Genomic DNA, 23810 nt, shown 5'->3' on the forward strand with positions numbered 1-23810 from the left:
CGATGATGGAGGGGAGCCCCCCTTCCGTGCCGGCTGCGAGCGCGAGAATGCGAGGTCGCGGCGCTATCACGAGGGTCTGACATGCGAGGGGAGTCCTCCACATATCCACAGGGAGGGGCGGATCTCGTAGGGGAGGGGCGTGATCGTCGTGTCTTGGCGGACATATTGCGCCCTGTTCTCGAGGCGCTTGTCCTCCCCATGTGCACGTTGTCCACATATCGGCATGGATATCCTGAGGGGTCTGGTTGTTCGGGTGTTCTGGGGGTATTCTTGGGGTATGGATTTCGTCGGGGATGAGCAGTGGACCGGCGGTGGCGAGGAGGCCTCCGCCGGAGCTGACGCGCCCACGGGGCCCGCACGGGGCGAGGGTGCTCCTGGCGACACCTCCAGAGACAGCCGCGGAGACGGCAGCGGGGATGGCTGGGGGATGGGGGCGGAGGCGTCCACCGCAGTACGTGCCGGGCAGGAGCCGCTCGCGGTACGGGAGCTGCGGGCTCGCCTCGACGCGGTCTCGAGCGTGCTCGGATCCTCGAAGCCCGTGCTGGGAGTCCTGGTCGAGCTGGCGGAGGCGTTCAAGGCCTCGATCCTCCAGCCGCCCGGGGCCGCGACGAGCGTTCTGGACGCGCCCGCGGACACGCCGGAGCAGGCGCTGGGCCTCCTCGCGGCCCTGGGGCGGACCCGTGTCATGCTCGGCGCCCTCGAGGACCAGGTCATGCTCGAGGCGGAGTCGAGGATCCGCGCAGCCCGCGCGCAGCGGCTCGACGCGGACAGCGAGCGACCCGGGAACGACCGGTCTGCCGACCACCCCGTCGTCGCGGACATCGCGCTCGCGCGGAGGACCTCGCGGGAGAAGACCAGCCGGGATCTCGCCGCCGCGCGGAGGATGGCACGGCACCTGCCGCGGCTTCGCGAGGCCAAGCGGACCGGTCGGCTCCCCGAGGTCAGCGCCGCCGCGATCGCGAGCAGCCTGGGCGCGGAGGCCGCGGAGGTGTGCGAGAGGGTGGACCGGATCCTCGCGGAGGACGACTACGCGAGCATTGAGGGTGCAGGCAGCATCCGTGTGAAGGTGCGTGTGCGCGAGGTCATCGCGCAGAGCACGCCGCGATCCGTCGCCATCGACCGGGCCCTCCGCGCCGTCCGCGACCGGTACGTGAAGCTGACGCCGATGAAGGACGGGATGGCGCGCCTCACCGCCGTCCTCCCCGCCTACCAGGGCGCACAGATCCATCAGGTCGTCCAGGCCGCCGCAGAGTCCGCACGCGCGGCCGGGGCCCGGATCCCGATGGGTGCGGCACGAGCGGACGCCCTGGTCGAGGCCGTGAACACGTTCTGCGACCTCGCCTGCTATCAGCCGTCCGAGGACGACGACACCTTCGTCCAGGCCGCCATGCGCGGTCTCGTCGACCAGGACGGGATCACCCTTCGGCCGGTGATCCCCACCGGCTACGGCATCACCACCGCTCGTCGGCCGGGGTCCGGCATCTCCGACGTGCGACCCGTCGCGGACGCGCCACCCGTCGTGGACGTCCGTCCTGGCCTCGTGCCCCCGCCCCCTCGGATCATCATGCGCGAGGAGCGTGCCCGCGACCTCCAGCTCGGGTGTCACGGGCAGGAGGGCGAAGAGTTCCTCGAAGAGCCCGAGGAGCAGGTGCAGAAACACGGCCTCCACCGCGAGCCCTCGGCCAGGGCTCCCGCGGAGGCCGTGCGCCTCCTCGCGATCCCGCCGGAGGTCACCGGGCCCGTCCGGGATCGGCTCGCCGAGGTCCTCGCCCACCTCGCCCAGGTCGCTCGGGGCGCCACGTCGGCCCAGGGGTGCGGCGACCGGGGTATTGAGGCGGTGCAGGCGCAGGCAGCGCTCGCCGCGGTCCGTGCGATCCACACCGCCGCTCCACCCGGGAAGTTCGGGGCCCTCTGCTCCGCGAGCGGCCCCGACCCCACAGGGCCGCAGCCCCGGCTCCGCCCGCTGCGGCGACGCGCGCACGGGCCCCGGGTCATGGTCCACGTCATCGCGACCGACTCCGCCCTCCTCTGTCCCGACGAGCGGACCGAGCTCGCCTCCCTGTCCGGGTACGGGACCCTGCCCGCCCACGGAATCCGCGACGTCCTCATGGGCGAGGACCCTCGTTTCCCGGGGCCCGCATCGGAGCGTGAGGCCCAGCAGCGGGCCGTCGAGGCGGTCGCGACCGCGGAGCTGCGTCGCCTGTTCACCTACCCCGCGTCGGGGCAGATCCAGGCGGTCGAGTCGAGCTCCCGGGCGTTCCCCGTCTCGCTGCGGGAGCTGGCGCTCACCCGCCAGGCCATCAGCGCCGCCCCCTACTCCAACGCGAGCGCGAACCAGGTCGACCACATCCGTCGCTCGGCCGACGGCGGTCCCTCCATCCTCGACAACGCCCAGGGCCTCGACGCCGCCGCGAACTACACCAAGGAAGCCGGGGGCTGGGTCACGACCGTGCAGGGCGACCCCACCAGCGAGGCCGGCACCTCCGTCCGCTGGACGAACCCCTGGGGGTTCAGCATCGACATCCGCGCACCGCGCCACCACCCGCCCCGGCCTGCCTCCGGCGAGGGGGAGCGGTCGTGCCCGTGACGCAGCCGTACCATCGGACAGCGTCACGCCCGTTCGCGCCCGAGGGAGGAGAGCTCGCGATGAGGACCTCGCCCCGCGGCCGCGCCGCCGATCGCGACCGACGCGCGGCGGAGGCGCGCTCGGCGCGGATCGGGCGGGAGGCGCTCGCCGTGGGCGTCCTCGCGAACCTGTGCGCCGTGGTCCCGGTGATCGGCGACCTGATCACGATCCCGCTGGCCCTGCTCGCGATCGGCCTCGGCGCCTGGGGGCTCGGGCGCGAGAGCCGGGGTCTGGCCGCGGGCGCCGGGCTCGCGACCGCCGGTCTCGTGCTCGGTGTGCTCGCGGTCTTCGTGGTCGTCGCGCTGTACCTCGTCGTCCACGTGTAGGCCCGCGGGGGACGGGAGCGGCCCCCTCTGCGTGCCGTCCCTGCCCTCGGGGCCCTGTGCGCCGCTGACCGCTGTTTCGCGCCGCGGCCCGCTGTGTGAGACGCTCGGGGAGCGGTGCCGCGCCGATGCGTGCGCGCACGCTCCTGCGCGCCCTGGCGACCACATGGTGGGCTCTCCTGTCCCGAAAGACGGACGCCCCGCTACCGTGCAGAGGTACCGCATACAGAAAGGGCGTCATATGTCCGCATCGACCCTCAAGGACACCTACGACCAGGTGCTCCGCCGCAACCAGGGAGAGCCTGAGTTCCACCAGGCCGTGCGCGAGGTCTTCGACTCGCTCGAGGTCCTCGAGGAGGCAGGCAGCGAGTACGCCGACCTGAGCATCCTGTCCCGCCTGTGCGAGCCGGAGCGTCAGATCATCTTCCGCGTCCCGTGGGTCGACGACCAGGGCAACGTCCAGGTCAACCGCGGCTTCCGCGTCGAGTACAACTCCGCCCTCGGCCCGTACAAGGGCGGTCTGCGCTTCCACCCGAGCGTCAACCTCGGCATCGTGAAGTTCCTCGGCTTCGAGCAGATCTTCAAGAACTCCCTGACCGGTCTGCCCATCGGGGGCGGCAAGGGCGGCTCCGACTTCGATCCGCACGGCCGCAGCGACGGCGAGGTCATGCGCTTCTGCCAGTCCTTCATGACCGAGCTGCACCGCCACATCGGCGAGTACACCGACGTCCCCGCGGGCGACATCGGTGTGGGCGGCCGCGAGATCGGCTACCTGTTCGGCCAGTACAAGCGCCTGACCAACCGCTACGAGGCGGGCGTCCTCACCGGCAAGGGCCTGACCTGGGGCGGCTCGCTCGTCCGCACCGAGGCCACCGGCTACGGCGCCACGATCTTCGCCGATGAGATGCTGAAGGCCCGCGGCTCCGGCCTCGAGGGCCGCACGGTCTCCGTGTCCGGCTCCGGCAACGTCGCGATCTACGCGATCGAGAAGATCCAGCAGCTGGGCGGCACCCCCGTGACCGCCTCCGACTCGAGCGGCTACGTCGTCGACGAGGCCGGCATCGACCTCGCCCTGCTCAAGCAGATCAAGGAGGTCGAGCGCGGTCGCATCGCCGAGTACGCCGAGCGTCGCGGCGGCTCCGCGACCTTCGTCGCCGGCGGCAGCGTCTGGGACGTCCCCGTGCAGGTGGCCCTGCCCTCCGCCACCCAGAACGAGCTCGACGAGAACGCGGCGCGCACCCTCGTCAAGAACGGCGTCCTGGCCGTCTCCGAGGGCGCGAACATGCCCGCGACCCCCGAGGCGACCTCCGTGTTCCGCGAGGCCGGCGTCGCCTTCGGCCCCGGCAAGGCCGCGAACGCCGGCGGCGTCGCGACCTCCGCGCTCGAGATGCAGCAGAACGCCGCGCGCGATGCCTGGAGCTTCGAGCACACCGAGGAGCGCCTCACGCAGATCATGCGCGACATCCACGCGACGTGCCTGCAGACCGCGGAGGAGGTCGGCCGCCCCGGCGACTACATCGTCGGCGCGAACGTCGCCGGCTTCAAGAAGGTCGCCGATGCGATGAGCGCCTTCGGCGTCATCTGATCGAGTCCCCAGCACAGGCGGAGGGCCGCCGACCACGAGGTCGGCGGCCCTCCGCTCATCAGCGCACCCCGCCGCCCTCGAGCTCCGCCGTCAGACGATCCCGCAGGCCCGGCAGCACCCCGGCATGGAACGCGCTCTCCCCGGCTCGCTCCGCGAGATGCATGAGCATCGCGCTGCGCTCATAGGCGGTCCACGCCCGCATGCGCCCGCGCAGACCGTCCTCGTCCTCCGCCGATCCGCCGAGCGCACGCAGGTGCTCGCGCACGAAGCCGATGGTGCGGTCCTCGTCCATCGGCACGTACCAGGGGCCGCCGTGCACGCGCCCGCCGATGATCGCGAGGTCCCGCGCGGGATCGTCCACCATGGCCCACTCGAAGTCGATGTAGGCGCAGCGCTCGCCGTCCCACACGATGTTCGTGGCGCACAGGTCTCCGTGGCACAGCGCCCGGCGGGGCGCGGCGTCGATCATCGGCGCGGCCCGCGCGCAGATCTCCTGCGCGAGGGTGAGGACCGGCGCGAGAGCGTGCGGGTCCTCAGCGGCGAGCTGCGCAGACCAGCCCGCGAACAGGGAGGACGTCTCCTCGGACCAGGATGGGCTGCGCGGCGCCGCCTGCGGCTCCCGATGCAGCCGGGCGAGCAGCCGCGCGTGGGTGTGCAGATGCTCCTCGGACCAGTCCCTCGGGGCGAGGACGCGACCCGGGACGTGCGTGGTGACCAGGCACGGCGCGCCGATCGGACTGCGTGCGGCCTCCGCGTGCAGGGCGAGCGCACGCGGCCCGATCCCTGCGGGGACGTATCGCAGCATCTGCTGCTCGCGGGCCATCGCGGCGACCTGCTGCTGCGGATCCCGCCATGGGACGCGCACGGTCAGCGCGGGCCCGTGCTCGGGCCGGATCTCCCAGGCCTCGAAGGACTCCCCGCGTCCGAGCCGGCCGATGCGGACCCGCGCCTGCGCCCCGGGAGCGGCGGCGCCGGGGATCAGGACGCCGCTGCGCCAGGCCTGCTCGAGCGCCTGGGCCGATGTGCTCATCGGGCGCCGCAGGTCGGCGTCGCGGCGTCACCGTCCCACCGATCGAGCGTCCAGGCGACGAGCGGGTCGTTGATCGGGGAATCCGCGGCGACCCGCTCGACGTGGCCGCGCCCGGGCACGGCCCGGTAGTCGATCGGGATCCCGTCGGCGCAGCGCCGCATGACCCAGTCCTCCTGCATGCGGGGCCGCACGAGCGGGTCCGCGTCCCCCTGGGCGACGAGGACCGGGGCGGGGAAGGGGCCGGTCGGCGTGTTCTCGCGCAGCAGGTCGCCGAGCGGGCCCTGCAGCTGCGCATCGGGCAGGACCTGCACGGGGATCTGACTGCCGCGTAGCAGCGCCGCGATCGCATCGTGATCGGTGAAGCACAGCTGAGCGATCCGGTCGACGTCGCCGGCGGTCCCCGGCGTGAGCCGGTCGCGCAGCCCGAGCTCCGGATGGACGGCGTCCCAGGAGCTCGCGATGTAGGGGGCGATGGTCCGGCCCCCCATGTCGTTCTTCGACGCCTCCGCGAGCGCTTCCAGATCGGTCGCGGGGGCGAGCGCGGCGATCCCGGCGATCTGCAGGTCCGGGGCGTACTCCGGCGCGATCTGCCCTGCCCAGAGGGCGGCGTGGCCTCCCTGCGAGTGCCCCCAGAGGACGGTGGTGCTGCTGAGGTCGAGATGCGTGAGCTCGCGGGCGGCGCGGGAGGCGTCCAGCACGCTGCGGCCCTCGGCCGGGCCGATCAGGTAGGGGTGGGGTCCTGCGGTGCCGAGGCCGACGTAGTCGGTGAGCACTCCCGCCCAGCCGTGCTCGGTCACCATCGCGAACAGCGCCTCCTGGGCACCGTCGCCGAAGGGAGCGGTGCTCAGCGACGGGGCGCATCGGGAAGAGACGCCCGTCGTTCCGTGGGCGATGCTGAGCAGGGGCAGCGGCTGCGCGCCGCGGTCCTCCGGAGCGAGGACGAGGCCGGTCGCGAGCGCCGGGGCGCCGTCCTGCGTCGTGGTCGTGTACAGGATCCGCCAGGCCTCGGCTCCTGCGGGCACCGCGGTCGTGAACGGCTCGACCCGCAGGAGCCGCCCGGGCTCGGCGGGGACGTCCTGGGGCGCGGCGGCGAAGGCGTCGGGGGCGGGACGCGGCCCGGCCCCCAGCAACGCGGTGCTGGTGACGGCGAGGCCGACGGCGCAGAGCAGGGCCGTGCAGGCCGCGGTCAGGCGCAGCCGTCCCCTGGCCGCGTTCGGCTGTTCCCGGGATGTGCGCTTGCTCCGCAGCGCGAGCAGGCCCAGGACCGCGAGCCCCGCGCCGATGACCAGGCGGCCCGCGGCGACCGCGAGAACCGGCCAGCTGTCGATCGCGAGCAGGCCGAGGATCCCGCACGCCGCCAGGAGCAGCAGATCCGAGGCGCGGCGGAGCCGGGTTCCGCCGCGCCAGCGACGTCGGGCCGTATCGGCGCCGAGGAGCAGGAGCCCGGCGGCGACGATCCCGACGAGGACACGTATGCCGATTCCGGGGCCCAGGAGGGCCGCCCCGCCGCCGAGGAGGACCGTGAGCCCGGCGCCGATCCGGATGCCGATGCGGCCGGATGCTCCCGGCACGGTCACGACGCCCAGCAGCACGAGCGCTCCGAGCAGGACGAGCCCCGTCCCGCCGAGCATGACCGTGGTCGCGGTCGAGAACCCTCCGAGGAGGAGGGTCAGACCCAGGGCGATCGTCGCGATCGCGGTGATCACAGGGAGCATGGGCTCCTCCTCTCGACCCGCTCACGCTACCTGGTGAGACGACCCCTCCCGATGATGAGAAAGGTTCTCAGGCTGTGCTAGGTTCTCTCCATGCATACGATGAGAACCATTCTCGTGAAGAAGTCGGCACTCGCCCTGCTCGGCGTCCTCGCCCTCGCCGCATGCGGCGGGACCTCCGCCCCCGACGAGGCCGGCGCCGGGGACGCCACGGCGGCCGATGCGACGCAGAAGGCGGAGCCCGTCGAGGTCGGAGCGCTCACGCCGCGGATCACCCTCGCCCACGACGGCGGGATCACCACCATCGACTCCGCAGACGGCGCCGTCCTCGGCTCCGCGGAGCTCGAGGGGTACACGCGTCTGGGCCCGGCCGGGGACGGACGCCACGTCGTCACCGCCGGGGCAGGCGGCTTCCGGATCTACGACACCGGCCTGTACGCGCAGGCCCACGGCGACCACTCCCACTACTTCACCGTCGACCCCGCCCTCACCGGCCTCCAGGTCGAGGCCTCCGAGCCCGGACACATCGTCCCCCACGGCGCGCGGACCTCTCTGTTCGCTGACGGCACCGGCGAGATCACGACCTTCGACCCGGCGGGTCTCGCCGAGGGCACGCTCGGCGAGGTCCAGACCACCGCCTCCGACGCCCCGCACCACGGGGTCGCGGTGCCCCTCGAGGACGGCGGCATGCTCCGCACGGAAGGCACCGCCGACTCCCGCACGACCGTCCTCGTCGAGGACGCCGAGGGGAACGAGATCGCCCGCACCGACGACTGCCCGGGCGTCCACGGGGAGGCCGCCGCCCAGCCCACCGAGTCCGGGGACGTCGTCACGCTGGGCTGCGAGAACGGTCCGGTCGTCTACCGCGACGGCGCTTTCCACAAGGTCGCCGTCGACGGCGACTACCAGCGCTCCGGCAACCAGAAGGGCTCCGAGGCATCGCCCGTCGTGCTGGCCGACAACAAGGTCGAGGCCGAGCCCGCGGGCGGGACCGAGCACCCCACCTCGATCGCGCTGATCGACACGCGGGCCGACACGATGCGGACCGTCGAGCTCGGTTCGACCTACTGGTTCCGTTCCCTGGATCGCGGGCCCGCCGGGGAGGCGCTCGTCCTCACCGCTGACGGCGAGCTGAACATCATCGATCCCGACACCGGCGCCATCATCCACGAGGTCCCCGTCATGGGCGCGTGGGAGGAGCCGGAGGAGTGGCAGACCCCGGGGCCGATGCTCGCCGTCGCCGACGGCACCGCCTTCGTCGTCGACCCCGCGACGAAGAAGCTGTCCATGGTCGACGTGGCCAGCGGCGAGATCTACCGCGAGCTCGACCTCCCCGTCGTCCCCCATGAGATCCAGGTGACCACCGGGACCGCCTCCGGGGAGTACGACGTCGCCGGGGAGCATGCGGAGGGCGAGGGGCATGACCACGAGGGTCACGACCACGCGTCCGATGCCGGCGGCGCCGAGGAGCATGACCACGAGGGCCACGACCACGAGGGTCACGACCACTGACCCGCAGCCGAGGGGCAGGACGCGCCGCATCGATGCTCGTGATGCGGCGCGATCCTGCCCCGCGCCGCATCCGGGTTCAGGGAGCCACGACCTCCCAGTCCTCGACGGGGCCGGGCACGGTCTCCAGCAGCGGATGAGCCGGGACGGGCGCACCGTCCGCCGGCAGGCGCGGCAGCCAGCCCGGCTCGCGCACGCTCACCTTGGCGCGCAGATGCTCCCGCTCGTAGGCGAGCTGCCCTGCGGTGACCGGGATCCTCGGGACGTCGTCGGCGTGCTCCGGGCGCAGGATCCGCGTCGCGTCGAAGCGGTACCCGCGGGCTGTCGCCGCCCGCTGCAGCCCCACGAGGTAGGCGCCGACCGATGCGAGCGGATCGTCCTGCTCCTGGAAGCGGCGCAGCTGGGGATGATGCCGGTAGCCGCGGGTGCCCCCGGCCAGCACCTTCTGCGCGAGCAGCGCCTCGCGCCAGCCCGCGACGAGCGCGGCGCGGTCGAGGATCGCAGGGTCGAGGCTCCACAGGCGCATGCGGCGATCATCCCACCCGGTCCGTCGGGGAGGCCATGTCCCCCCGCAGCCGTCGCCCGGCGACATAGCCGATGAGCGCGATCGCGATGATGAAGCCGAGCGTGCCCAGGGTGAGCGCCTCGAACGCGGCGTACGGCACCCCCATCGCGGTCGAGAAGTCGACCGGCAGGCCCAGCAGCGCCTCGAGGGTTCCCGGGAAGATCGACACCCAGGACCCGAGCGCCACGAAACCGGTCGTGACCACGCCGAAGGCGACGAACACCGCATTCGGGCCGGGCACGCGGAAGGGCCGCGGCACCTCCGGATGACGCAGCCGCAGCCGGACCGCGGCCGGGATGACGATCAGATAGCTGAACAGGTACGTCGTGATCGCGACGGACAGGACCACGTCGAACAGCGCCGCGCTCGATCCGGTCAGCTGCATCGCCGCGATCATGAACACCGTCGAGATGACCCCCGACAGCAGGTTCACGCGGATCGGCGTGCCCAGCGTCCGATGGAACTTCCCGAAGAAGCCGCCGAAGAAGGAGCCGTCCGCCGCGGCGATCGCCTGCATGCGGTCGGACATGATCATCCACGCCGCGCCCTGGCCGATGTTCGCCAGCAGGAACAGCACCACGGCGGCGGTGAGCACCGCCGGTGCCGCGCCCCCGTACACCGAGAACACGGTCGCGACGGCCGTGATCAGGCCGGAGACCCCGTCGATATCCGAATGCGGGATGACCAGCAGGATCGTGAACACCGGGATCAGGTAGAGCACGCCGGCCATCGCAGAGGAGCGCAGCACCGAGAAGGCGACGTCCCTCGTCGCGTCCTTCATCTCCCCCGAGGCGCTGGACCCGGACTCGAAGCCCAGGAACGCGAACAGCAGCAGCGGGATGAGGGTGATGAAGCCCGTCAGCGTCGGCGCGAAGCCGCCCAGCGGCAGGTCCTGGATGCCATGGCGGGCCGCGTACACCACGGCCGTGAGCACGAACAGCAGCAGGAACACGATCTTGCAGACCGCGCCCATCGTCGGGATCCATTTCGCACGGCGCAGCGAGAGCACGGCCGCGAGCACCGTCAGCCAGATGAACAGGATCTTGAAGGCGTAGTCGGTCGCCGAGCCCTCCGCGAAGGGCACCAGATGCTCGCGCGCCGCCTCCGCGTTCAGGAACGCCATCGAGCCGCCCACCCACACCGGCTGCGTGATCCAGGTGAACGCCGAGGCCACGGCTGCCGCGGGGCGTCCGAAGGCCTGCCGCACCCACAGGTACACGCCGCCTTCGCCGATGAACGCCGACCCGGTCTCCGCGAAGATCAGCGCATACGGGACGAGGAACACGATGATCAGGAAGACCAGCCACGTGAACGTCTCGGCGCCCTGCGCCGAGACCGAGCCGAGCATCTCGAGCCCCACCACGGCGGAGACGACGATGAAGATGATGTCGAAGCGCCCCAGGGTCCTGTGGAGCACCGCGTTCTGCTGCTGCGCGTACTGCGTGCTTCCGGAAGCGCCGGGATCGGGCATGCGGGAACTCTTCTCGAGGAGGTGCGGGACCCCAGGATCCTAGTCCCCGACGGCCGCGAGGGTCTCCGCCATCCACGTCAGCGCCCCCGTGAGGGCGGCGGGGCCGTGCACGGCCTCGTGCAGCGCGGAGCTGACCGCCCGCGCCTGGCACAGCCGGCGCGCGAGCGCGGCGTCGACCCCGGCGACCTCCGCGAACAGGTCCAGCCGCCGCCGCAGCTCCGCGGGCCCGGCGGAGATCAGCTCCTCGAAGCGGTCCCGCTCGAGGACCACCGTATGGCTCTCGTGGGCGATCGTGCCCCGGCGCGGTGTCGGATCGAGCGCTCGCCAGCATCCGTCGTCGTCGAGGTGGACGTTGCGGGCATGCAGGTCGCCGTGGGTCATCGTCGGGCAGGGCTCCTCGTCCAGGCTCGTGATCGCCTCGCGGGCGGCCCCGAGAGCGCGAGCGGAGAGGACCCGAGGGGCTTCTGCGCGCTGCGACGCGAGATGCGCGAGCCAGGCATCGGCGCTCAGCGGCGGGATCTCCTCGGCGCCGGGCACAGCAGGGGCGGCGACCGCGAGGCGCCGTGCGAGATCGGCCTGCACGGTGATCGACAGGTCCGTCGCCTCCCCGGCGAGGGAGCGGGCGGAGAGCCGCTCGAGCAGCAGGGCGCCGAGCTCGGCATCGTGCGCGAGGCACTCCACCGCGGCGTCCCGAGGGAACGCCGCCAGGGCGAGGGCCTCGAGGCGCGCCGCCTCCGCGGGGAGGAGCTTCAGCATGAGGGGCTCGTCGCCGCGGCGCACCGGCAGCACGACGGACATGCCGCCGCGCAGCAGATCGCCATCGGCCCGGCAGTCCCAGCGGAGCAGGGCCTCCGCCGCCCCGGCAGGGAGCTGCGCGGCAGGGCCGGGCATCAGAGCGCGGGCGTCGCGAAGCCGCCGTTGGAGTAGAGCAGCTGCCCGCGCATCCAGGACCCCTGCTCGGAGAGGAGGAAGCGCACCAGGTCCGCGACCGTGGAGGTCTCCCCGAGGCGCCCGGCGGGCGTCTGCGCCGTCCCGGCGGCCCGGACCTCATCGCTCATCCAGCCGGTGTCGATGGGACCGGGGTTGATGACGTTGGTGCGGATCCCGCGATCGGCGAGCTCATGCGTGCCGGCGAGCACCAGGCGGTCCAGCGCCCCCTTCGTCGCCCCGTAGGGCAGGTTGTGGACGGTGTGGTCGCTGGTCAGCGCGATGGCGGCGCCGCCAGGGGTGTCGCGGCCAGATGCGACCTGCTCCGCGAAGGCCTTCAGCAGCAGCCACGTCGCGCGCACGTTCACGGCGTAGTGCCGGTCGAAGCTCTCCACGCTCGTGTCGAGGATCGAGGAGTTCACCGACTCGCAGTGCGCCATGACGAGCGCTCCCAGCGGTCCCAGCTCCGCCCTCGCGCGGTCCACGGCGTCCGCAGGATGCGCGGGATCCGACAGGTCCCCGGGGATGAGGACGACGCGGCGGCCCAGGTCGCGCAGCTCCGCGGCGAGCTCCTCGACATCGGAGGGCTCGTCGTTGACGCGCACGTCATAGGCGGGGGAGTACGACAGGGCGAGGTCGACGCCGTCCTCGGCGAGACCGCGCGCGATCGCGGCGCCGATCCCTCGGCGGCGTCCCACGCCGGTCAGGAGGGCGGCGGGCGGCAGAGCAGGATCCAGGTGCATGGCCCCGACGCTAGGAGCCGGGCGGGGCTCGGGGCAACGGAATATCCTGCCGGGATGGGAGCGACGACGGATCGGCTCTGGGACGGGCCCCTCGATGTGGACGGCCTCGCGCTCGGCGCCGTGCATGAGGCGGCCCGGGCGGTGCGGGCGCTTGCGGCGGTGCGCGGAGCCGACCTCGACGTGGCCGTGCCGCCGGAGGCCGTGGGCCGGTCCTTTGCGGCGATCGACCATCTGCGCATCGACGGCGAACCGGCGCAGGCATGGGCGCCGCTGTCCGGATTCCTGCCCGCACGGGACGGGTGGGTGCGGCTGCACGGCAACTATCCCCACCACGCCGCGGCGATCCGTACGGCCCTCGGCCTGGGGGCGGCGGCGGGACGGGACGTGGTGGCACGGGTGATCTCCCGCCTGCCCGCGCTCGAGACGGAGGAGCGCGTGATCGCGGCCGGAGGCGTGGCCGCCGCCGTCCGCACGCCGGAGCAGTGGCGGGTGCATCCACAGGCCCGGGCGATGGCCGACGAGCACTGGGTGCAGGTCACCGCGGGCGCTGCTGCGGCTCGACCGGCGCAGCCGCTCCGCCGCGGCCCCGACGGCTCCCGCGCCGCGACCCCGCTCGCGGGCATCCGCGTCCTCGACCTGACCCGGGTGATCGCCGGCCCCACCGCGTCCCAGCTGCTCGGATGCCTCGGGGCGGAGGTGCTGCGGATCGATCCCCCGCACCGCCCCGAGATCCTCGACCAGCACCTGTCCACCGGGATGGGCAAGCGCTCCGCGCTCCTCGACCTCCGCGTCGATGCCGCGCTCCTGCACGAGCAGCTGCTGCCGGACGCCGATGTCGTGCTGCTCGGGTACAGGCCCGGGACGCTCGACCGGTTCGGCCTCGCCCCGGACGCGCTCGCCGCCGCGCACCCCGGCCTCGTGGTCGGGACGCTGTCCGCCTGGGGGAGCCGCGGTCCGTGGGGCGGGCATGCCGGCTTCGACTCGATCGTGCAGGCCGCGACCGGGATCGCGGTGATCTGCGGCGAGGACGGCAGGCCGGGAGCGCTTCCCGTGCAGGCCCTCGACCACGCCACCGGGTTCCGCCTCGCCGCCGCCGTCCTGGACCTGCTCGCCGCCGGCCGCGGCGGGATCATCCGGGCGAGCCTGCTGGGCGCCGCGACCGATCTGCTGGGCCGGGGCGGCGCGGGTGGCGCCGCCCCGGAGACCGCCGGGACCGGCGCGGGGCTGATCGAGCTCGAGACCCCGCACGGCCGCGTGCGGGCGGTCCCGCCGCCGATCCTGATCGACGGCGCGCAGGTCAGCGGGCCCATCGGCCGATACGGGGCGTCCTCGCCCCGCTGGCGCTGATCTCTCCTAAGGTGTGAAGCCTCTCGATTGATCCCACTACAGAGCTTATAGTGGGCGCACTTGAAGGAACGAGCCACTCTAGGAGCTTGCGATGGGTCGTTGGGATCAGCGCTACTGGTCGAACCCTCACGAGTCCGGCATCCCTCGACGTGAGCGGCGTTCCGGGGAGTACCGGACGTACACGCCGACGCTTCTCGGAGACGTCGCCCTGTCTGTGAGCCCGGAGACCGATGCGACCGTCGCGAGCGCTGAGCGCGCCGTACTCGCGCTCAACCGCAGCGCGCACAAGGATCTCGGACTCGTCGCACGATTCCTCCTCCGCTCCGAAGCGATCGCATCCTCGTACATCGAAGGCATCGCTCCGAGCCCCCGCAACGTCGCCCTTGCCGAGCTGGGCCAGGACGAGGAGGTGCGGGGATTGTCGGAGGCGGCCCAGGAGGTCGCGCGGAATATGACCATCGTCCGGGAGGCATCGGACTCGATGGCGGGCGAGGAGATCGTGAGCGTCGCCGACGTCGAACGGCTCCAACGGACGCTGGTGGCGGTCCCGGATCTCCAAGGAATCCGGGGGATGCAGAACTGGATCGGCGGATCTGCCTACCACCCTTTGGAAGCCGCGCATGTCCCCCCGGCCCCGGAGGACGTCCCAGAGCTCCTCGATGATCTCGTCCGCTACATGAACGGCGCCGCGCACTCGCCGATCATCCAAGCTGCCCTGGTGCACGCTCAGTTCGAGACGATCCATCCGTTCCCGGACGGAAACGGGAGAGTCGGACGTGCGCTGATCCATACCGTGCTCACGCGCAGAGGGCTCACGGCGGACGCGATCCTCCCCGTCAGCCTCGTGCTCGCGACGCTCCACGAGAGGTACATCGAGGGCCTCACAGCGTTTCGGTGGGACGGAACTGCGAATGTCCCCGAGGCACAGGTCGGGCTCGATGCATGGATCCGCGTCTTCGCAGAAGCGGTGACCATCGCCGCGCAGCAGGCGGCGAAGCTGGAGCAGCGGCTCGGAGAGCTCCGCAGCGATTGGGAGGCGACGGTCACAACCGGCCGACAGCGCGATGGAAAGGTGCGAGCGACGCGGAGGGACTCCGCGCTGTCGATGATCCTCGATGCCCTTCCGGGGACGCCTGTGCTCACCACGGCGACCGTCACCCGTATGCACGGTGTGAACACGACAGCCGCGCAGAACGCGCTCCAGCAGTTGACGGACTACGGATTGCTCGAGACGCTCTCCATCGGGAGGAATCGCCGCGCCTATGTGTCGCTCGACGTGCTGGATCTGATCACGATGGGCGAGCGGGCCATGGCCAGCAAGGACTTCGACACCGCAGTCTCGCTGCCGAGCCGACCGGTGCCGGTGAGACCGGCGCGCTGACCGGGAATTCCCCTCGCCCGCGGCCTCCCCGCCATGGCACCCTCGAGGCATGGACACCACCGCACCCGTGCTTCCCGTCTACGAGGACACCCGCCCGATGAGCGCGACCATGCCGCTGCTGGGAGGGGAGCGGGAGCTCCTCGACGCCTGGCTCGACATGTACCGCGAGACGGCCCTGATCAAGGTCGCGGGCCTCACCGCCGAGCAGCTGTGCCGGCGCGCCGTCCCGCCCTCGAACCTCAGCCTGATGGGGATCCTCCGCCACCTCACCGAGGTCGAGGCGTACTGGCTGCGGGAGGTCCTGCACGGCGAGGACGTGGCGGACCTGTACAGCACGCGGGAGGACCCCGACGGCGACATCGAGCAGGCCTCCGCGCAGACCGCCGCCGAGGACCTCGCCGCCTACCGCGCGGAGGTCGCCCGCTCCCGCGAGGCGGCCGCCTCCTGGGGCGACCTCGCCGGCCCCGTCCGCGGCCTGCGCCGCGGCGAGCAGCTGAACCTCCGCTGGATCCTCACCCACCTCATCGAGGAGTACGCCCGCCACCTGGGTCATATGGACCTGCTGCGCGAGGCGACCGATGGGAGCACGGGGTACTGAGATGCGCCTGCACCTGTCCTCGTACCAGCTCGGGAACCGCCCGGACCTGCTCGCGGGGGCCGTGGGCGGCGAGCGGCGCGGATTCGTCATCGCGAACGCCCTCGACGGCGGGGACCAGGAGCGGCGCGCCGCGGACACGGTGCGGCAGATCGCCGCGCTCGCGGAGCTGGGGTTGCACGCGGTCGAGCTCGACCTGCGCGAGCACGACCCCACCACGATCGGCGAGGCCCTCGGGCAGCCCGACTTCCTGTGGGTCCGCGGCGGGAACGTGTTCACTCTGCGCATGGCGCTCGCCCGATCCGGGCTGGACGCCCTGATCGTCGAGGGCCTGCGGCGCGACGCATTCCTCTACGGCGGGTTCAGCGCAGGACCCTGCGTGCTCGCCCCGTCGCTGCGCGGCCTCGAGCACTGCGACCCGATCGAGGATGCCCTCGAGGTCCACGGCGAGGTGCGCCGCGACGGCCTCGGCGTGCTCGACCGGCCCGTCGTCCCGCACCTCGACTCCCCGGGTCATCCCGAGACCGCGCTGCTCGGCGAGGTCGCCGCCCGCTACGCCGAGGCGGGCCAGCCGTTCTGGGCCCTGCGCGACGGCGAGACGCTCATCCACGACGAGGACGGCTTCCGGGTCGTGTGACCCGCGGGGCGGTGCCGAGGATTGATCAGCGGCCCAGACTGTAGCTCTGCTGCACGGACCATGCCGCTGGAGCAGTGCGACCCGCGACAGGCGGGCCCGCCCAGAGCTCGACGCGGTCGAGGACCTGGGACCAGGGGAGCTGAGTTTCCACGTCGTGGGCCGCCCGCTCCAGCTCCTCGAGAGGTCGATCCTGGCCGATGGTCACGTGCGGCACGATGTCTTCGACCGCTATGCGCCCGGCGAATGGTGGAGCGTCGGGGAACGCGTCAGCCAGGCGGGTGATCAGCGCATGTACCGGTCCTGGCCGGTCGAGTTCCAGGTAGAGGACCTGGTCTCCGAACCAGGCCGTCCGTGCGTCCGAGATGGGAATGGTCGGGACGGCGCCGATTACGTGTTCCAGCTCTGCGTGGTCCCGCGCGGTGATGCGCTCCAGGGGAATGAAAGGGTAGAGCGCCGTGACATGCGCAGGAATCCCATCGGCTGCGGCCGGATCGAGGGCGCGGCGATGCTCCCCGACGATGGGGTCGACATGCGGGACAGGGATGAGGAGCGCCGTCTCGGTCCACGGCAGGGAGGGGGGAATCCATGCCGGTACGGTACCGAGCCGAAGCGCCGCTCACCCCGTCCGCACCACCACGACCGGGCCCTCATCGGGTTCGGGCGGCTCGAAGCCGTCGTAGTAGGCGGCCGCGAGGGCGGGTGCGAGCGGGAAGTCGTCGGCGTGCCCGGTGGAGCGCGCCGCGACCCGGGCGAGGGCCGTCGAGCGCTCCGCGACGAGGTGGACGAGCTCGGGGACCGTCCCCGTCGGGGCGAGCAGGGCGCGCCACTCATCCCGCATCGCCCGCGACCAGAAGGACATGTCCAGCACCGCGTCCCGACCCTCGCGGATCAGCGCCAGCAGCCGATCCTGCAGGTCGGCGACGATCTCCGCCTGCGCCTCCGGAGGGATCGGCATGCCCCGGTGCCCCCGCGCCCAGGCCTCCGCATCGATCGAGAGCCGCACGCAGCCCTCCGCCTCGAGCTGCCGCGCGAGCGTCGACTTCCCGGCGCCCGCCGGCCCGCACAGCATCACGACCCGGCTCATCGGCCCATGCGCCGGGCGCGGATCGCGGCATGCGGGCGCACGCCCGGATCGGTGCGGCGCTCGACATGTTCGACGGCGAGACCGGCCTGCGCGAGCAGCTCCGCCATCATCGCCGCAGGCCAGCGGTGGGCGGTCGTGATCGCATGGTCGAAGGGCTCCGACTCCCCGCATCCCGCCTCCGCGGCGTCGAAGAAGCCGATCAGGAGCTCGCCGCTCGGCCTCAGACATGCCCGCAGGAGCGCGAGGTCGCCCGGCAGCTGCCCCGGATCCCGGTGGATGAGCGAGTACCAGGCGAGGATCCCGCCCCATCGGCGCCGCCCCGGATCGAGATCCTCGAGCCCGCCGTCCTCGAAGCGCACCTGCGGGTGGGCCTGCCGGGCATGGGCGAGGAAGGCCGGCGCCGGATCCATGCCGAGGATGTCATGCCCCCGGCCCGCCAGATGCGCGGTCCAGTGGCCCGGCCCGCAGCCCAGATCCAGCAGCGGCCCCTCGGCCTCCGCGGCCCAGGCCTCCACGAGCCGGCGGTCCTCCGGCGAGGTCGCCTCCATCGTCCCCAGCAGCTGCGCGTACTCCGCGGCGCGGGCGTCATAGGCTGCGGCCGCCCGCACCGCGGAGCTCATCGGACCCCGGCGGGGAAGGGCGCGGGCTGCGAGGGTTGGTAGCCGGCCGTGAGATCGATGCCGTAGGAGCTCGCGAACACCGCCTCCGTGTCGATCGCGACGTCTGCGGCGTCCCCGGCGGACTGCGTCAGGCGGAACACGCGGGCGCCGCGCAGCCGATGATCGTCCTCGCCGCCCAGGCCGTAGGTGCCGAAGCCGGTCCCCGGCCCGTAGCCCAGGGTGACCCCGTAGTAGTCCGCGCTGTACGTGTTCGTGTGGTCGTGGCCCACGAAGACCCCGCGCACGTCGCCGCGGTGCAGCAGCGCGCTGAACAGGCCCGAGTTGAAGGGGCCCGGGCACTCCTCCTCGTTGCGCTCGCCGATGATCCCGTGCCGCCGCCGCGCCCGCGCATGGTCCTCCTCGGTGCGGCGGTCCACCCCGCCGAACCACGCGAAGCGGTGCTCCCACAGCGCGATGTGCTGGAAGATCAGACCCGGCACGAGGGCGCCGTTGCGCTGCTCGAGCTCCCGGGAGGTCCGTGCGTACCACTCGACCTGGTCGAATCGGAGCCAGTCCCAGGACGGGTAGCCCTCCAGGTCCTGGCCCGCGATCCGCTCCGGGGCGTACCGTCCCGAGTCCAGCAGCCAGACGGCGAAGGCATCGCGGTCCCCGGCCGCGGAGCGGACCGGCAGCACCTGGTTGCCGGTGCCGGTGACCGCGGCCCCCGGAGCGTTCGCGCAGCAGGAGTACTGGGACAGGAACTCGAGGTAGGCGGTCTCGTCGAGGCCGGTCAGCGGCGTCGAGTCCTCGTCGTGGTTGCCGAAGGTGACCGCGAAGGGGATGCCGCGCTCCTGCATCGGCAGCACCACGTTGTTGAGGGCCTGCTTGACCTCGAGCTCCGTCGTGGGACCACCGCTGATGACGTCCCCGTTGATGACCACGAGGTCCGGGTCGGCGTCCTCGAGCACCGCGTGCATCAGCGCGATCGTGCGGCGGTCGGTGGTGTGGGTGTCCTGGGTGTCGTTGAACTGCACGATGGTGAAGGTGCCATCGGCGTCGAAGGCGAGCTGATTCGTCACCGGTCCATCCTGGTGCATCGGGAGCGGCCGATGGGGGAACGGCTCACCGGGGCGGGTTGACCGTGTCTCCTTCCCAGGTCAGGTCCGCATCGGGCGGGACCTCGACCGCCTCGAGGCGTGGATCGGCGAGGACCGCGTCGACGAGCGCGCGGGGCCCGGCCACGATCGTGGAGTCCCAGTCGATCTCCGAGGCGAGCACCCATTCGCGGCCCTGCGGCCACAGCATCTGCGGGGTGATCCCCTCGAGGTGCGCCGCATGCCCCATGAGCTCGGCGGAGCTCGTGGCGAACAGGAGCATCTCCCGGCCGGGCCAGGCGAACCAGGGTCCGCGCCGCAGGCGGCGGCGCAGCCTCTTCCGCTCCGCTCCGGTCTCCCGCTCCTCGCGGGTCATGGCGGCGGCGCGGATGTGCGCCCAGGCCCGCTGCCCCGGCACTCGCGGGGGCCAGCCGGTGGAGGCCTGCACATACGGACGGGCCGAGCCGTGCAGCTCTCCGTGCCCCACCCAGATCGCGGCGATCAGCTCCTGCGGCGTGCGCGTCGCGGCCGCGAGGTGCTCGCCGATCGCGGCCAGCACGTCCAGGGGCAGGCGCCCCTCCTCGAGCTGGTCGATCCGCCAGCCGTCCTCGAACTCGAGGAGCGTCTCGTCCTCGGTCAGGCGTCGCCACTGCACGAGCGGATGCATCGTCCGCCTGTTCCGGCGGGCGACCTCCGCCCACGTCCAGCGGGCCTCCTCATGGTCCCCTCGCTCGGCCCGGACGGGGTGGAGGACCCGGGCGTAGGCCTCGAAGCCGGTCCCGGCCGCGCCGTCCACCCGCGCCCAGTCCCCGGCGCGGGCCAGGAGCCAGGTGCCGGCGGAGGTGCCGTCGAGCAGCCGCATCGGCCGCTCAGGAATGCGCGGTCGGGAACATGGCGGCGCGGGCGTCGTCGGAGGAGACGACCTCCTTGCCGAAGGGGAAGCAGGTCACGGGGATGAGCTTCAGGTTCGCCCAGGCCAGCGGGATGCCGATGATCGTGACGGCCTGTGCGACTGCGGTCAGCACATGGCCGAGCGCCAGCCACCAGCCGGCCACGACGAACCAGATCACGTTGCCGATGGTGCCCACGGCGCTGGGGCGGTGGCGGTCCACGACCTCGCGGCCGAAGGGCCACAGCACGAAGCCGGCGATGCGGAAGGACGCGACGCCGAAGGGGATCGTGACGATGAAGATGCAGGCGAGGACGCCGGCGATGACGTAGGCCAGGAACAGCGACCAGCCCGCGGTCACCAGCCAGATGATGTTCAGGATCAGGGTGATGAGGGAGCGCATGCCCCGATGCTAGGCGCCTGGTCCGACGGTCCGCCATGCAGGAATCCCCCGGATCCGGGGCTGTCACGTACCGTCGGGTCATGGAGATCTCCCTGGCCCCGCTGCGTCCCGCGGACGCGCCCGCGATCGTCGAGGCGGAGGACGCGCTGACGGTGCGCTGGCTCAGCGGCGGCGAGAGCACCGTCGAGGGCACCGCCGCCTATATCGACCGGCTCGCGCGGGACGCCGAGGCCGGCCGGGCCAAGCGGGCCTTCGGGATCTGGGCCGAGGGGTGCTGCGTCGGCACCATCGACTACGACCCCGAGGTCGCCGACGGCCTCGATGCGGGGGACGTCAACATCGCCTACGGCGTCGCGCCCTGGATGCGCGGACGCGGCGTGGCCGTCCGGGCGGTCGAGCTGATCTGCGCGGTCATCCGCGAGCGCGGCATCGGCACGCGGGCCGTGATCCGCGCCGATGCGCGCAACCCGGCCTCGGCGCGGGTCGCGGAGAAGGCCGGCTTCGTGCATCTGCGGGATGTGGAGAGCACCGAGGAGACCCGCGAGGACGGATCCCCGGTCGTGCTGAAGATCTTCGGGCGGCCTGTCGATCCGGAGTCGGCTGCTTCGTCATAGTGGTGATCGAGGCATCCGGCCCGGTCGCCGATGAAGGACCGATGAAGGAGATGGACCATGAAGTACGTGCTGCTGATGATGGGGAACCTGGACGGGCCCAGCTGCGGGGAGGACGACGCCCCGGGCCCTGAGGAGTTCATGGCCTTCGACGCCGAGCTGCAGAGGGCCGGTGTGCTCGCCGGCGGCGACGCGCTCGACGGCCCCGAGACCGGCACGAGCGTCACCCGCGCCTCCCGGGACGCGGAGCCGGTCGTGACGGCCGGCCCCTATGCGGAGAGCCGGGAGTTCGTGGGCGGGACGTTCGTGCTCGACGTCGCTGATCTCGACGAGGCCCTGCGCTGGGCGCGCCGCTGCCCCGGCGCGATCGGCGGCCGCGTCGAGGTCCGGCCCGTCGTGGAGTTCTGAGCCGCCGATGGACGCGGCGGCGCCCCCGGATGCCGTCCTCGTCGGCCTCCACCGCGAGGAGCACACCCGGCTGCTCGCCCTGCTGGTGCGGCGCTTCGGCGATCTCGACCTCGCCGAGGACGCCGCCCAGGAGGCGATGGAGGCGGCGCTGCGCACCTGGCCCCGCGACGGGGTGCCCGCGAGCCCTCTCGCCTGGCTGACCCGGACGGCGCAGAACCGGGCGCTGGACCGGGTGCGCAGCGATGCCGCGGCCGCGCGCCGCCTCGCGCGGCTGCGGATCGAGCACGGGGAGCGGGCCGCTCCGCCGGCCGATGCGGCGATGCTCGCGGCGGGAGACCTGCCCGATGACCGCCTCGCGATGCTCATGGGGTCCTGCCATCCGGCGCTCGCCCCCGCGGACCGGATCGCGCTCATGCTGCGGTTCGTCGGCGGCCTGACCACGGCCGAGGTCGCCGAGGCGCTGCTCATCCCGGTGCCGACGCTCCAGGCGCGCATCACGAGGGCCAAGGCGCGGATCCGCCGGGCCGGGATCCCGCTGCGCGTGCCCGAGGACCCGGCGGAGCGGGCGGGCCGTCTGCCGCTGGTGCTCACCGCGATCTCGCTCGTGTTCACCGAGGGCTATGCCGCGAGCTCCGGCGATTCCCCGCTGCGGGCGGAGCTGACCGGGGAGGCGATCCGGCTCGCCCGGATCCTCCACCGCCTCGAGCCCGGATCGGCGGAGGCGACGGGTCTGCTCGCCCTGCTGCTGCTCACCGAGGCGCGGGCGCCGGCGCGGCTCGCGGACGGCCTCCCGGTCCCGCTCGAGGAGCAGGACCGCAGCCGATGGGACCGCGACCTGCTCGCCGAGGGCATCGGCCTCGCCGAGCGGGCAGCCGCCGCTCCCGGCGCCGGCCGCTGGACGATCCAGGCGGCGATCGCCGCCGTCCACGGCGAGGCCGCCGACTTCGCGCAGACGGACTGGGCGCAGATCGTCGCCCTCTACGACCTGCTGCTGCACCACGATTCCGGGCCCGTCGTGCGCATGAACCGTGCTGTCGCCGTGGGGCGGCGCGACGGGATGGCGGCCGGGCTCGTGCTGCTGGACGGGCTCGGCCGGGAGCCCGAGCTCGCCCGCCACCACCCCTACCATCTGGCGCGGGCGATCACGCTCGAGGAGCTGGGGCGGAGGGCGGATGCGGCGGAGGCGTACCGAGCGGCCCTCGCCCTGGTCGGGAACGCGGGGGAGCGGGAGCTCATCCGGCGTCGCCTCGGAGGGGTCGAGGACGAGCTCGAGTGAGCTGCTGGTCACAGCGGCGCCGGGGTGGGACCATGGGGCCATGAGCACACGGCTGCGATGGAGCGACCTTCCCGAGACCGTCCGCGGACGCATCGAGCATCGCCTGGGCGGCGAGGTCGCCTGGACCGTGCCCTGCAGCGGCGGCTTCTCCCCGTCGACGGCGGAGGTCGTCGGCGCCGACAACGGCAGGCGCCTGTTCGTGAAGGCCGTCCGCGCCGAGGACAATCCGGCATCGGTGACGATGAACCGTCGCGAGGCCGCGACCCTCGCCCGGATCCCCAGCGCCGCCCCCGTCCCCGCTTATGTCGACGCGTTCGAGGACGGCGACTGGTTCGTGCTGGTCACCGAGGTGGGGGCGGGGGCCACGCCCTCGCTGCCCTGGGACGTGCAGGACCTCGAGCACGTCCTCGAGGCGCTCGACGTGCTCCGTTCGGAGGCGACGCCCTGTCCCGTCCCGGGGCTGGGGACGGCCTCCGAGTCGCTGGCCCATGACTTCCACGGCTTCGCACGCGTGGATGCGGACCCGCCGGCGGGCCTGGACCCGTGGCTCGCGGAGCACCTGCCGCAGCTGGTCGAGGCGGAGCGCCGCGCGATCGCCGCCGTCGACGGCGAGACCCTCTGCCACCTGGACCTGCGCTCCGACAACCTGCTCATCGCGCCCGGCGGCGGCGTGAGCGTCATCGACTGGGCGCACGCCTGCCGCGGTGCGGCCTGGCTCGACGCGCTGCTGCTGCTGGGCACCGTCGACGACCGCGACGGGGCGCTCGGAGTCTCCGGCCGCATCGACGAGCTGATGGACCACCACGGCGTGCCGCGCTCCGTCGCGACCGACGTGCTCACCGCATTCCTCGGCTTCTTCGTCGACGGCGCCCGCCGCCCCGACCCGCCGCAGGTGCCGGGCCTTGCGGCGCACCGGGCCCGCTACGCGGGATGGCTGGTGCCGCTGCTGCGCCTGCGCCGCTACGAGCACGCCCACCACCGCTGAGCGGGCCTGC

At 72.9% G+C, this 23810-nt stretch carries 24 protein-coding genes; 12 read left to right on the forward strand and 12 right to left on the reverse strand.

Annotated features, from left to right (window positions below; genetic code table 11):
• The first annotated feature begins 277 nt into the window (after positions 1-277).
• The 3 genes from ACFFF6_RS06905 (at position 278) to gdhA (ending at position 4534) form a co-directional block, all read left to right on the forward strand.
• Positions 278-2587: a 13E12 repeat family protein gene (locus ACFFF6_RS06905; protein ID WP_376979442.1), complete on the forward strand. Its 2310-nt coding sequence runs from the start codon at positions 278-280 to the stop codon at positions 2585-2587.
• Positions 2588-2646: 59 nt separating this feature from the next.
• Positions 2647-2952, forward strand: a complete 306-nt coding sequence (locus tag ACFFF6_RS06910) for a hypothetical protein (protein ID WP_376979443.1) — start codon at positions 2647-2649, stop codon at positions 2950-2952.
• Between the two features lie 238 nt (positions 2953-3190).
• Positions 3191-4534 (forward strand): NADP-specific glutamate dehydrogenase, encoded by a 1344-nt coding sequence (gdhA, locus tag ACFFF6_RS06915; protein ID WP_376979444.1) that lies wholly within the window; start codon positions 3191-3193, stop codon positions 4532-4534.
• 58 nt (positions 4535-4592) lie between these two features.
• On the opposite strand, the gene ACFFF6_RS06920 is transcribed toward gdhA, so the two are convergent.
• Positions 4593-5564 carry an aminoglycoside phosphotransferase family protein gene (locus ACFFF6_RS06920; protein WP_376979445.1) on the reverse strand — a complete coding sequence of 324 codons (972 nt, stop codon included), beginning with the start codon at positions 5562-5564 and terminating at the stop codon, positions 4593-4595.
• Complete coding sequence (locus ACFFF6_RS06925; protein WP_376979446.1) at positions 5561-7279, reverse strand: lipase family protein; 1719 nt, start codon at positions 7277-7279, stop codon at positions 5561-5563. Before ACFFF6_RS06925 ends, ACFFF6_RS06920 begins: the two co-directional genes overlap by 4 nt.
• Before the next feature lie 90 nt (positions 7280-7369).
• On the opposite strand from ACFFF6_RS06925, the gene ACFFF6_RS06930 reads away from it, so the two are divergent.
• Positions 7370-8788: a hypothetical protein gene (locus tag ACFFF6_RS06930; RefSeq protein WP_376979447.1), complete on the forward strand. Its 1419-nt coding sequence runs from the start codon at positions 7370-7372 to the stop codon at positions 8786-8788.
• Between the two features lie 76 nt (positions 8789-8864).
• Here ACFFF6_RS06930 and ACFFF6_RS06935 read toward each other — a convergent pair whose 3' ends face one another.
• From ACFFF6_RS06935 to ACFFF6_RS06950, 4 genes are read right to left on the reverse strand one after another with little or no spacing between them, the layout of a single operon-like run.
• Positions 8865-9311, reverse strand: coding sequence for a pyrimidine dimer DNA glycosylase/endonuclease V (locus ACFFF6_RS06935; protein WP_376979449.1), 447 nt, complete (start codon positions 9309-9311; stop codon positions 8865-8867).
• A 7-nt stretch (positions 9312-9318) separates the two neighbouring features.
• A complete protein-coding gene (locus ACFFF6_RS06940) occupies positions 9319-10821 on the reverse strand; it encodes an APC family permease (protein WP_376979450.1) in 1503 nt (500 codons plus the stop codon).
• Between the two features lie 39 nt (positions 10822-10860).
• Positions 10861-11712 (reverse strand): aminoglycoside phosphotransferase family protein, encoded by an 852-nt coding sequence (locus ACFFF6_RS06945; protein ID WP_376979451.1) that lies wholly within the window; start codon positions 11710-11712, stop codon positions 10861-10863.
• Positions 11712-12491, reverse strand: a complete 780-nt coding sequence (locus tag ACFFF6_RS06950; RefSeq protein WP_376979452.1) for an SDR family oxidoreductase — start codon at positions 12489-12491, stop codon at positions 11712-11714. Before ACFFF6_RS06950 ends, ACFFF6_RS06945 begins: the two co-directional genes overlap by 1 nt.
• A 54-nt stretch (positions 12492-12545) precedes the next feature.
• On the opposite strand from ACFFF6_RS06950, the gene ACFFF6_RS06955 reads away from it, so the two are divergent.
• The 4 genes from ACFFF6_RS06955 to ACFFF6_RS06970 all read left to right on the forward strand — a co-directional run bounded on the left by ACFFF6_RS06955 (position 12546) and on the right by ACFFF6_RS06970 (position 16451).
• Entirely contained in the window at positions 12546-13838 is a 1293-nt protein-coding gene (locus ACFFF6_RS06955) for a CoA transferase (RefSeq protein ID WP_376979454.1), read from the forward strand.
• 214 nt (positions 13839-14052) lie between these two features.
• On the forward strand, positions 14053-15219 hold the full coding sequence (locus tag ACFFF6_RS06960) for a Fic family protein (protein ID WP_376979455.1): 1167 nt from the start codon (positions 14053-14055) through the stop codon (positions 15217-15219).
• A 49-nt stretch (positions 15220-15268) separates the two neighbouring features.
• On the forward strand, positions 15269-15817 hold the full coding sequence (locus ACFFF6_RS06965; protein ID WP_376979457.1) for a DinB family protein: 549 nt from the start codon (positions 15269-15271) through the stop codon (positions 15815-15817).
• Position 15818: 1 nt separating this feature from the next.
• Positions 15819-16451 (forward strand): Type 1 glutamine amidotransferase-like domain-containing protein, encoded by a 633-nt coding sequence (locus tag ACFFF6_RS06970; RefSeq protein WP_376979459.1) that lies wholly within the window; start codon positions 15819-15821, stop codon positions 16449-16451.
• Between the two features lie 25 nt (positions 16452-16476).
• On the opposite strand, the gene ACFFF6_RS06975 is transcribed toward ACFFF6_RS06970, so the two are convergent.
• Genes ACFFF6_RS06975 through ACFFF6_RS07000 form a run of 6 tightly spaced genes read right to left on the reverse strand, consistent with a single transcriptional unit; the run spans position 16477 to position 20520 of the window.
• On the reverse strand, positions 16477-17034 hold the full coding sequence (locus tag ACFFF6_RS06975; protein WP_376979605.1) for a 2'-5' RNA ligase family protein: 558 nt from the start codon (positions 17032-17034) through the stop codon (positions 16477-16479).
• 33 nt (positions 17035-17067) lie between these two features.
• Positions 17068-17535: a P-loop nucleotide/nucleoside kinase family protein gene (locus ACFFF6_RS06980; RefSeq protein ID WP_376979461.1), complete on the reverse strand. Its 468-nt coding sequence runs from the start codon at positions 17533-17535 to the stop codon at positions 17068-17070.
• Positions 17532-18143 carry a class I SAM-dependent methyltransferase gene (locus tag ACFFF6_RS06985; RefSeq protein ID WP_376979463.1) on the reverse strand — a complete coding sequence of 204 codons (612 nt, stop codon included), beginning with the start codon at positions 18141-18143 and terminating at the stop codon, positions 17532-17534. The genes ACFFF6_RS06980 and ACFFF6_RS06985 overlap by 4 nt, the downstream gene beginning before the upstream one ends.
• Positions 18144-18151: 8 nt before the next feature.
• The gene (locus ACFFF6_RS06990) at positions 18152-19213 is read right to left on the reverse strand and encodes a metallophosphoesterase family protein (protein WP_376979465.1); all 1062 of its coding nucleotides are present in this window, start codon (positions 19211-19213) and stop codon (positions 18152-18154) included.
• A gap of 43 nt (positions 19214-19256) precedes the next feature.
• Positions 19257-20090: a hypothetical protein gene (locus tag ACFFF6_RS06995; RefSeq protein ID WP_376979467.1), complete on the reverse strand. Its 834-nt coding sequence runs from the start codon at positions 20088-20090 to the stop codon at positions 19257-19259.
• Positions 20091-20097: 7 nt separating this feature from the next.
• Positions 20098-20520 (reverse strand): YccF domain-containing protein, encoded by a 423-nt coding sequence (locus ACFFF6_RS07000; RefSeq protein ID WP_376979469.1) that lies wholly within the window; start codon positions 20518-20520, stop codon positions 20098-20100.
• Between the two features lie 80 nt (positions 20521-20600).
• Between ACFFF6_RS07000 and ACFFF6_RS07005 the strand changes: the two genes are divergently transcribed.
• The 4 genes from ACFFF6_RS07005 to ACFFF6_RS07020 are packed head-to-tail and all read left to right on the forward strand — an operon-like array spanning position 20601 to position 23800.
• Positions 20601-21134 carry a GNAT family N-acetyltransferase gene (locus ACFFF6_RS07005; protein WP_376979471.1) on the forward strand — a complete coding sequence of 178 codons (534 nt, stop codon included), beginning with the start codon at positions 20601-20603 and terminating at the stop codon, positions 21132-21134.
• A 57-nt stretch (positions 21135-21191) separates the two neighbouring features.
• Entirely contained in the window at positions 21192-21539 is a 348-nt protein-coding gene (locus tag ACFFF6_RS07010) for a YciI family protein (protein ID WP_376979473.1), read from the forward strand.
• A gap of 7 nt (positions 21540-21546) precedes the next feature.
• The gene (locus ACFFF6_RS07015) at positions 21547-22815 is read left to right on the forward strand and encodes an RNA polymerase sigma factor (RefSeq protein WP_376979474.1); all 1269 of its coding nucleotides are present in this window, start codon (positions 21547-21549) and stop codon (positions 22813-22815) included.
• Between the two features lie 40 nt (positions 22816-22855).
• Positions 22856-23800 carry an aminoglycoside phosphotransferase family protein gene (locus ACFFF6_RS07020; protein ID WP_376979476.1) on the forward strand — a complete coding sequence of 315 codons (945 nt, stop codon included), beginning with the start codon at positions 22856-22858 and terminating at the stop codon, positions 23798-23800.
• Positions 23801-23810 lie beyond the last annotated feature (10 nt).

The organism is Brachybacterium hainanense (assembly GCF_042434575.1).
Taxonomy (GTDB): Bacteria; Actinomycetota; Actinomycetes; order Actinomycetales; family Dermabacteraceae; genus Brachybacterium; species Brachybacterium hainanense.

Excerpts from the sequence above, each read along its gene's own strand:
- ACFFF6_RS06905 (WP_376979442.1), top strand. The coding sequence starts at position 278 with ATGGATTTCGTCGGGGATGAGCAGTGGACCGGCGGTGGCGAGGAGGCC.
- ACFFF6_RS06910 (WP_376979443.1), top strand. The coding sequence starts at position 2,647 with ATGAGGACCTCGCCCCGCGGCCGCGCCGCCGATCGCGACCGACGCGCG.
- gdhA (WP_376979444.1), top strand. The coding sequence starts at position 3,191 with ATGTCCGCATCGACCCTCAAGGACACCTACGACCAGGTGCTCCGCCGC.
- ACFFF6_RS06920 (WP_376979445.1), bottom strand. The coding sequence starts at position 5,564 with ATGAGCACATCGGCCCAGGCGCTCGAGCAGGCCTGGCGCAGCGGCGTC.
- ACFFF6_RS06925 (WP_376979446.1), bottom strand. The coding sequence starts at position 7,279 with ATGCTCCCTGTGATCACCGCGATCGCGACGATCGCCCTGGGTCTGACC.
- ACFFF6_RS06930 (WP_376979447.1), top strand. The coding sequence starts at position 7,370 with ATGCATACGATGAGAACCATTCTCGTGAAGAAGTCGGCACTCGCCCTG.
- ACFFF6_RS06935 (WP_376979449.1), bottom strand. The coding sequence starts at position 9,311 with ATGCGCCTGTGGAGCCTCGACCCTGCGATCCTCGACCGCGCCGCGCTC.
- ACFFF6_RS06940 (WP_376979450.1), bottom strand. The coding sequence starts at position 10,821 with ATGCCCGATCCCGGCGCTTCCGGAAGCACGCAGTACGCGCAGCAGCAG.
- ACFFF6_RS06945 (WP_376979451.1), bottom strand. The coding sequence starts at position 11,712 with ATGCCCGGCCCTGCCGCGCAGCTCCCTGCCGGGGCGGCGGAGGCCCTG.
- ACFFF6_RS06950 (WP_376979452.1), bottom strand. The coding sequence starts at position 12,491 with ATGCACCTGGATCCTGCTCTGCCGCCCGCCGCCCTCCTGACCGGCGTG.
- ACFFF6_RS06955 (WP_376979454.1), top strand. The coding sequence starts at position 12,546 with ATGGGAGCGACGACGGATCGGCTCTGGGACGGGCCCCTCGATGTGGAC.
- ACFFF6_RS06965 (WP_376979457.1), top strand. The coding sequence starts at position 15,269 with ATGGACACCACCGCACCCGTGCTTCCCGTCTACGAGGACACCCGCCCG.
- ACFFF6_RS06970 (WP_376979459.1), top strand. The coding sequence starts at position 15,819 with ATGCGCCTGCACCTGTCCTCGTACCAGCTCGGGAACCGCCCGGACCTG.
- ACFFF6_RS06980 (WP_376979461.1), bottom strand. The coding sequence starts at position 17,535 with ATGAGCCGGGTCGTGATGCTGTGCGGGCCGGCGGGCGCCGGGAAGTCG.
- ACFFF6_RS06995 (WP_376979467.1), bottom strand. The coding sequence starts at position 20,090 with ATGCGGCTGCTCGACGGCACCTCCGCCGGCACCTGGCTCCTGGCCCGC.
- ACFFF6_RS07000 (WP_376979469.1), bottom strand. The coding sequence starts at position 20,520 with ATGCGCTCCCTCATCACCCTGATCCTGAACATCATCTGGCTGGTGACC.
- ACFFF6_RS07005 (WP_376979471.1), top strand. The coding sequence starts at position 20,601 with ATGGAGATCTCCCTGGCCCCGCTGCGTCCCGCGGACGCGCCCGCGATC.
- ACFFF6_RS07010 (WP_376979473.1), top strand. The coding sequence starts at position 21,192 with ATGAAGTACGTGCTGCTGATGATGGGGAACCTGGACGGGCCCAGCTGC.
- ACFFF6_RS07015 (WP_376979474.1), top strand. The coding sequence starts at position 21,547 with ATGGACGCGGCGGCGCCCCCGGATGCCGTCCTCGTCGGCCTCCACCGC.
- ACFFF6_RS07020 (WP_376979476.1), top strand. The coding sequence starts at position 22,856 with ATGAGCACACGGCTGCGATGGAGCGACCTTCCCGAGACCGTCCGCGGA.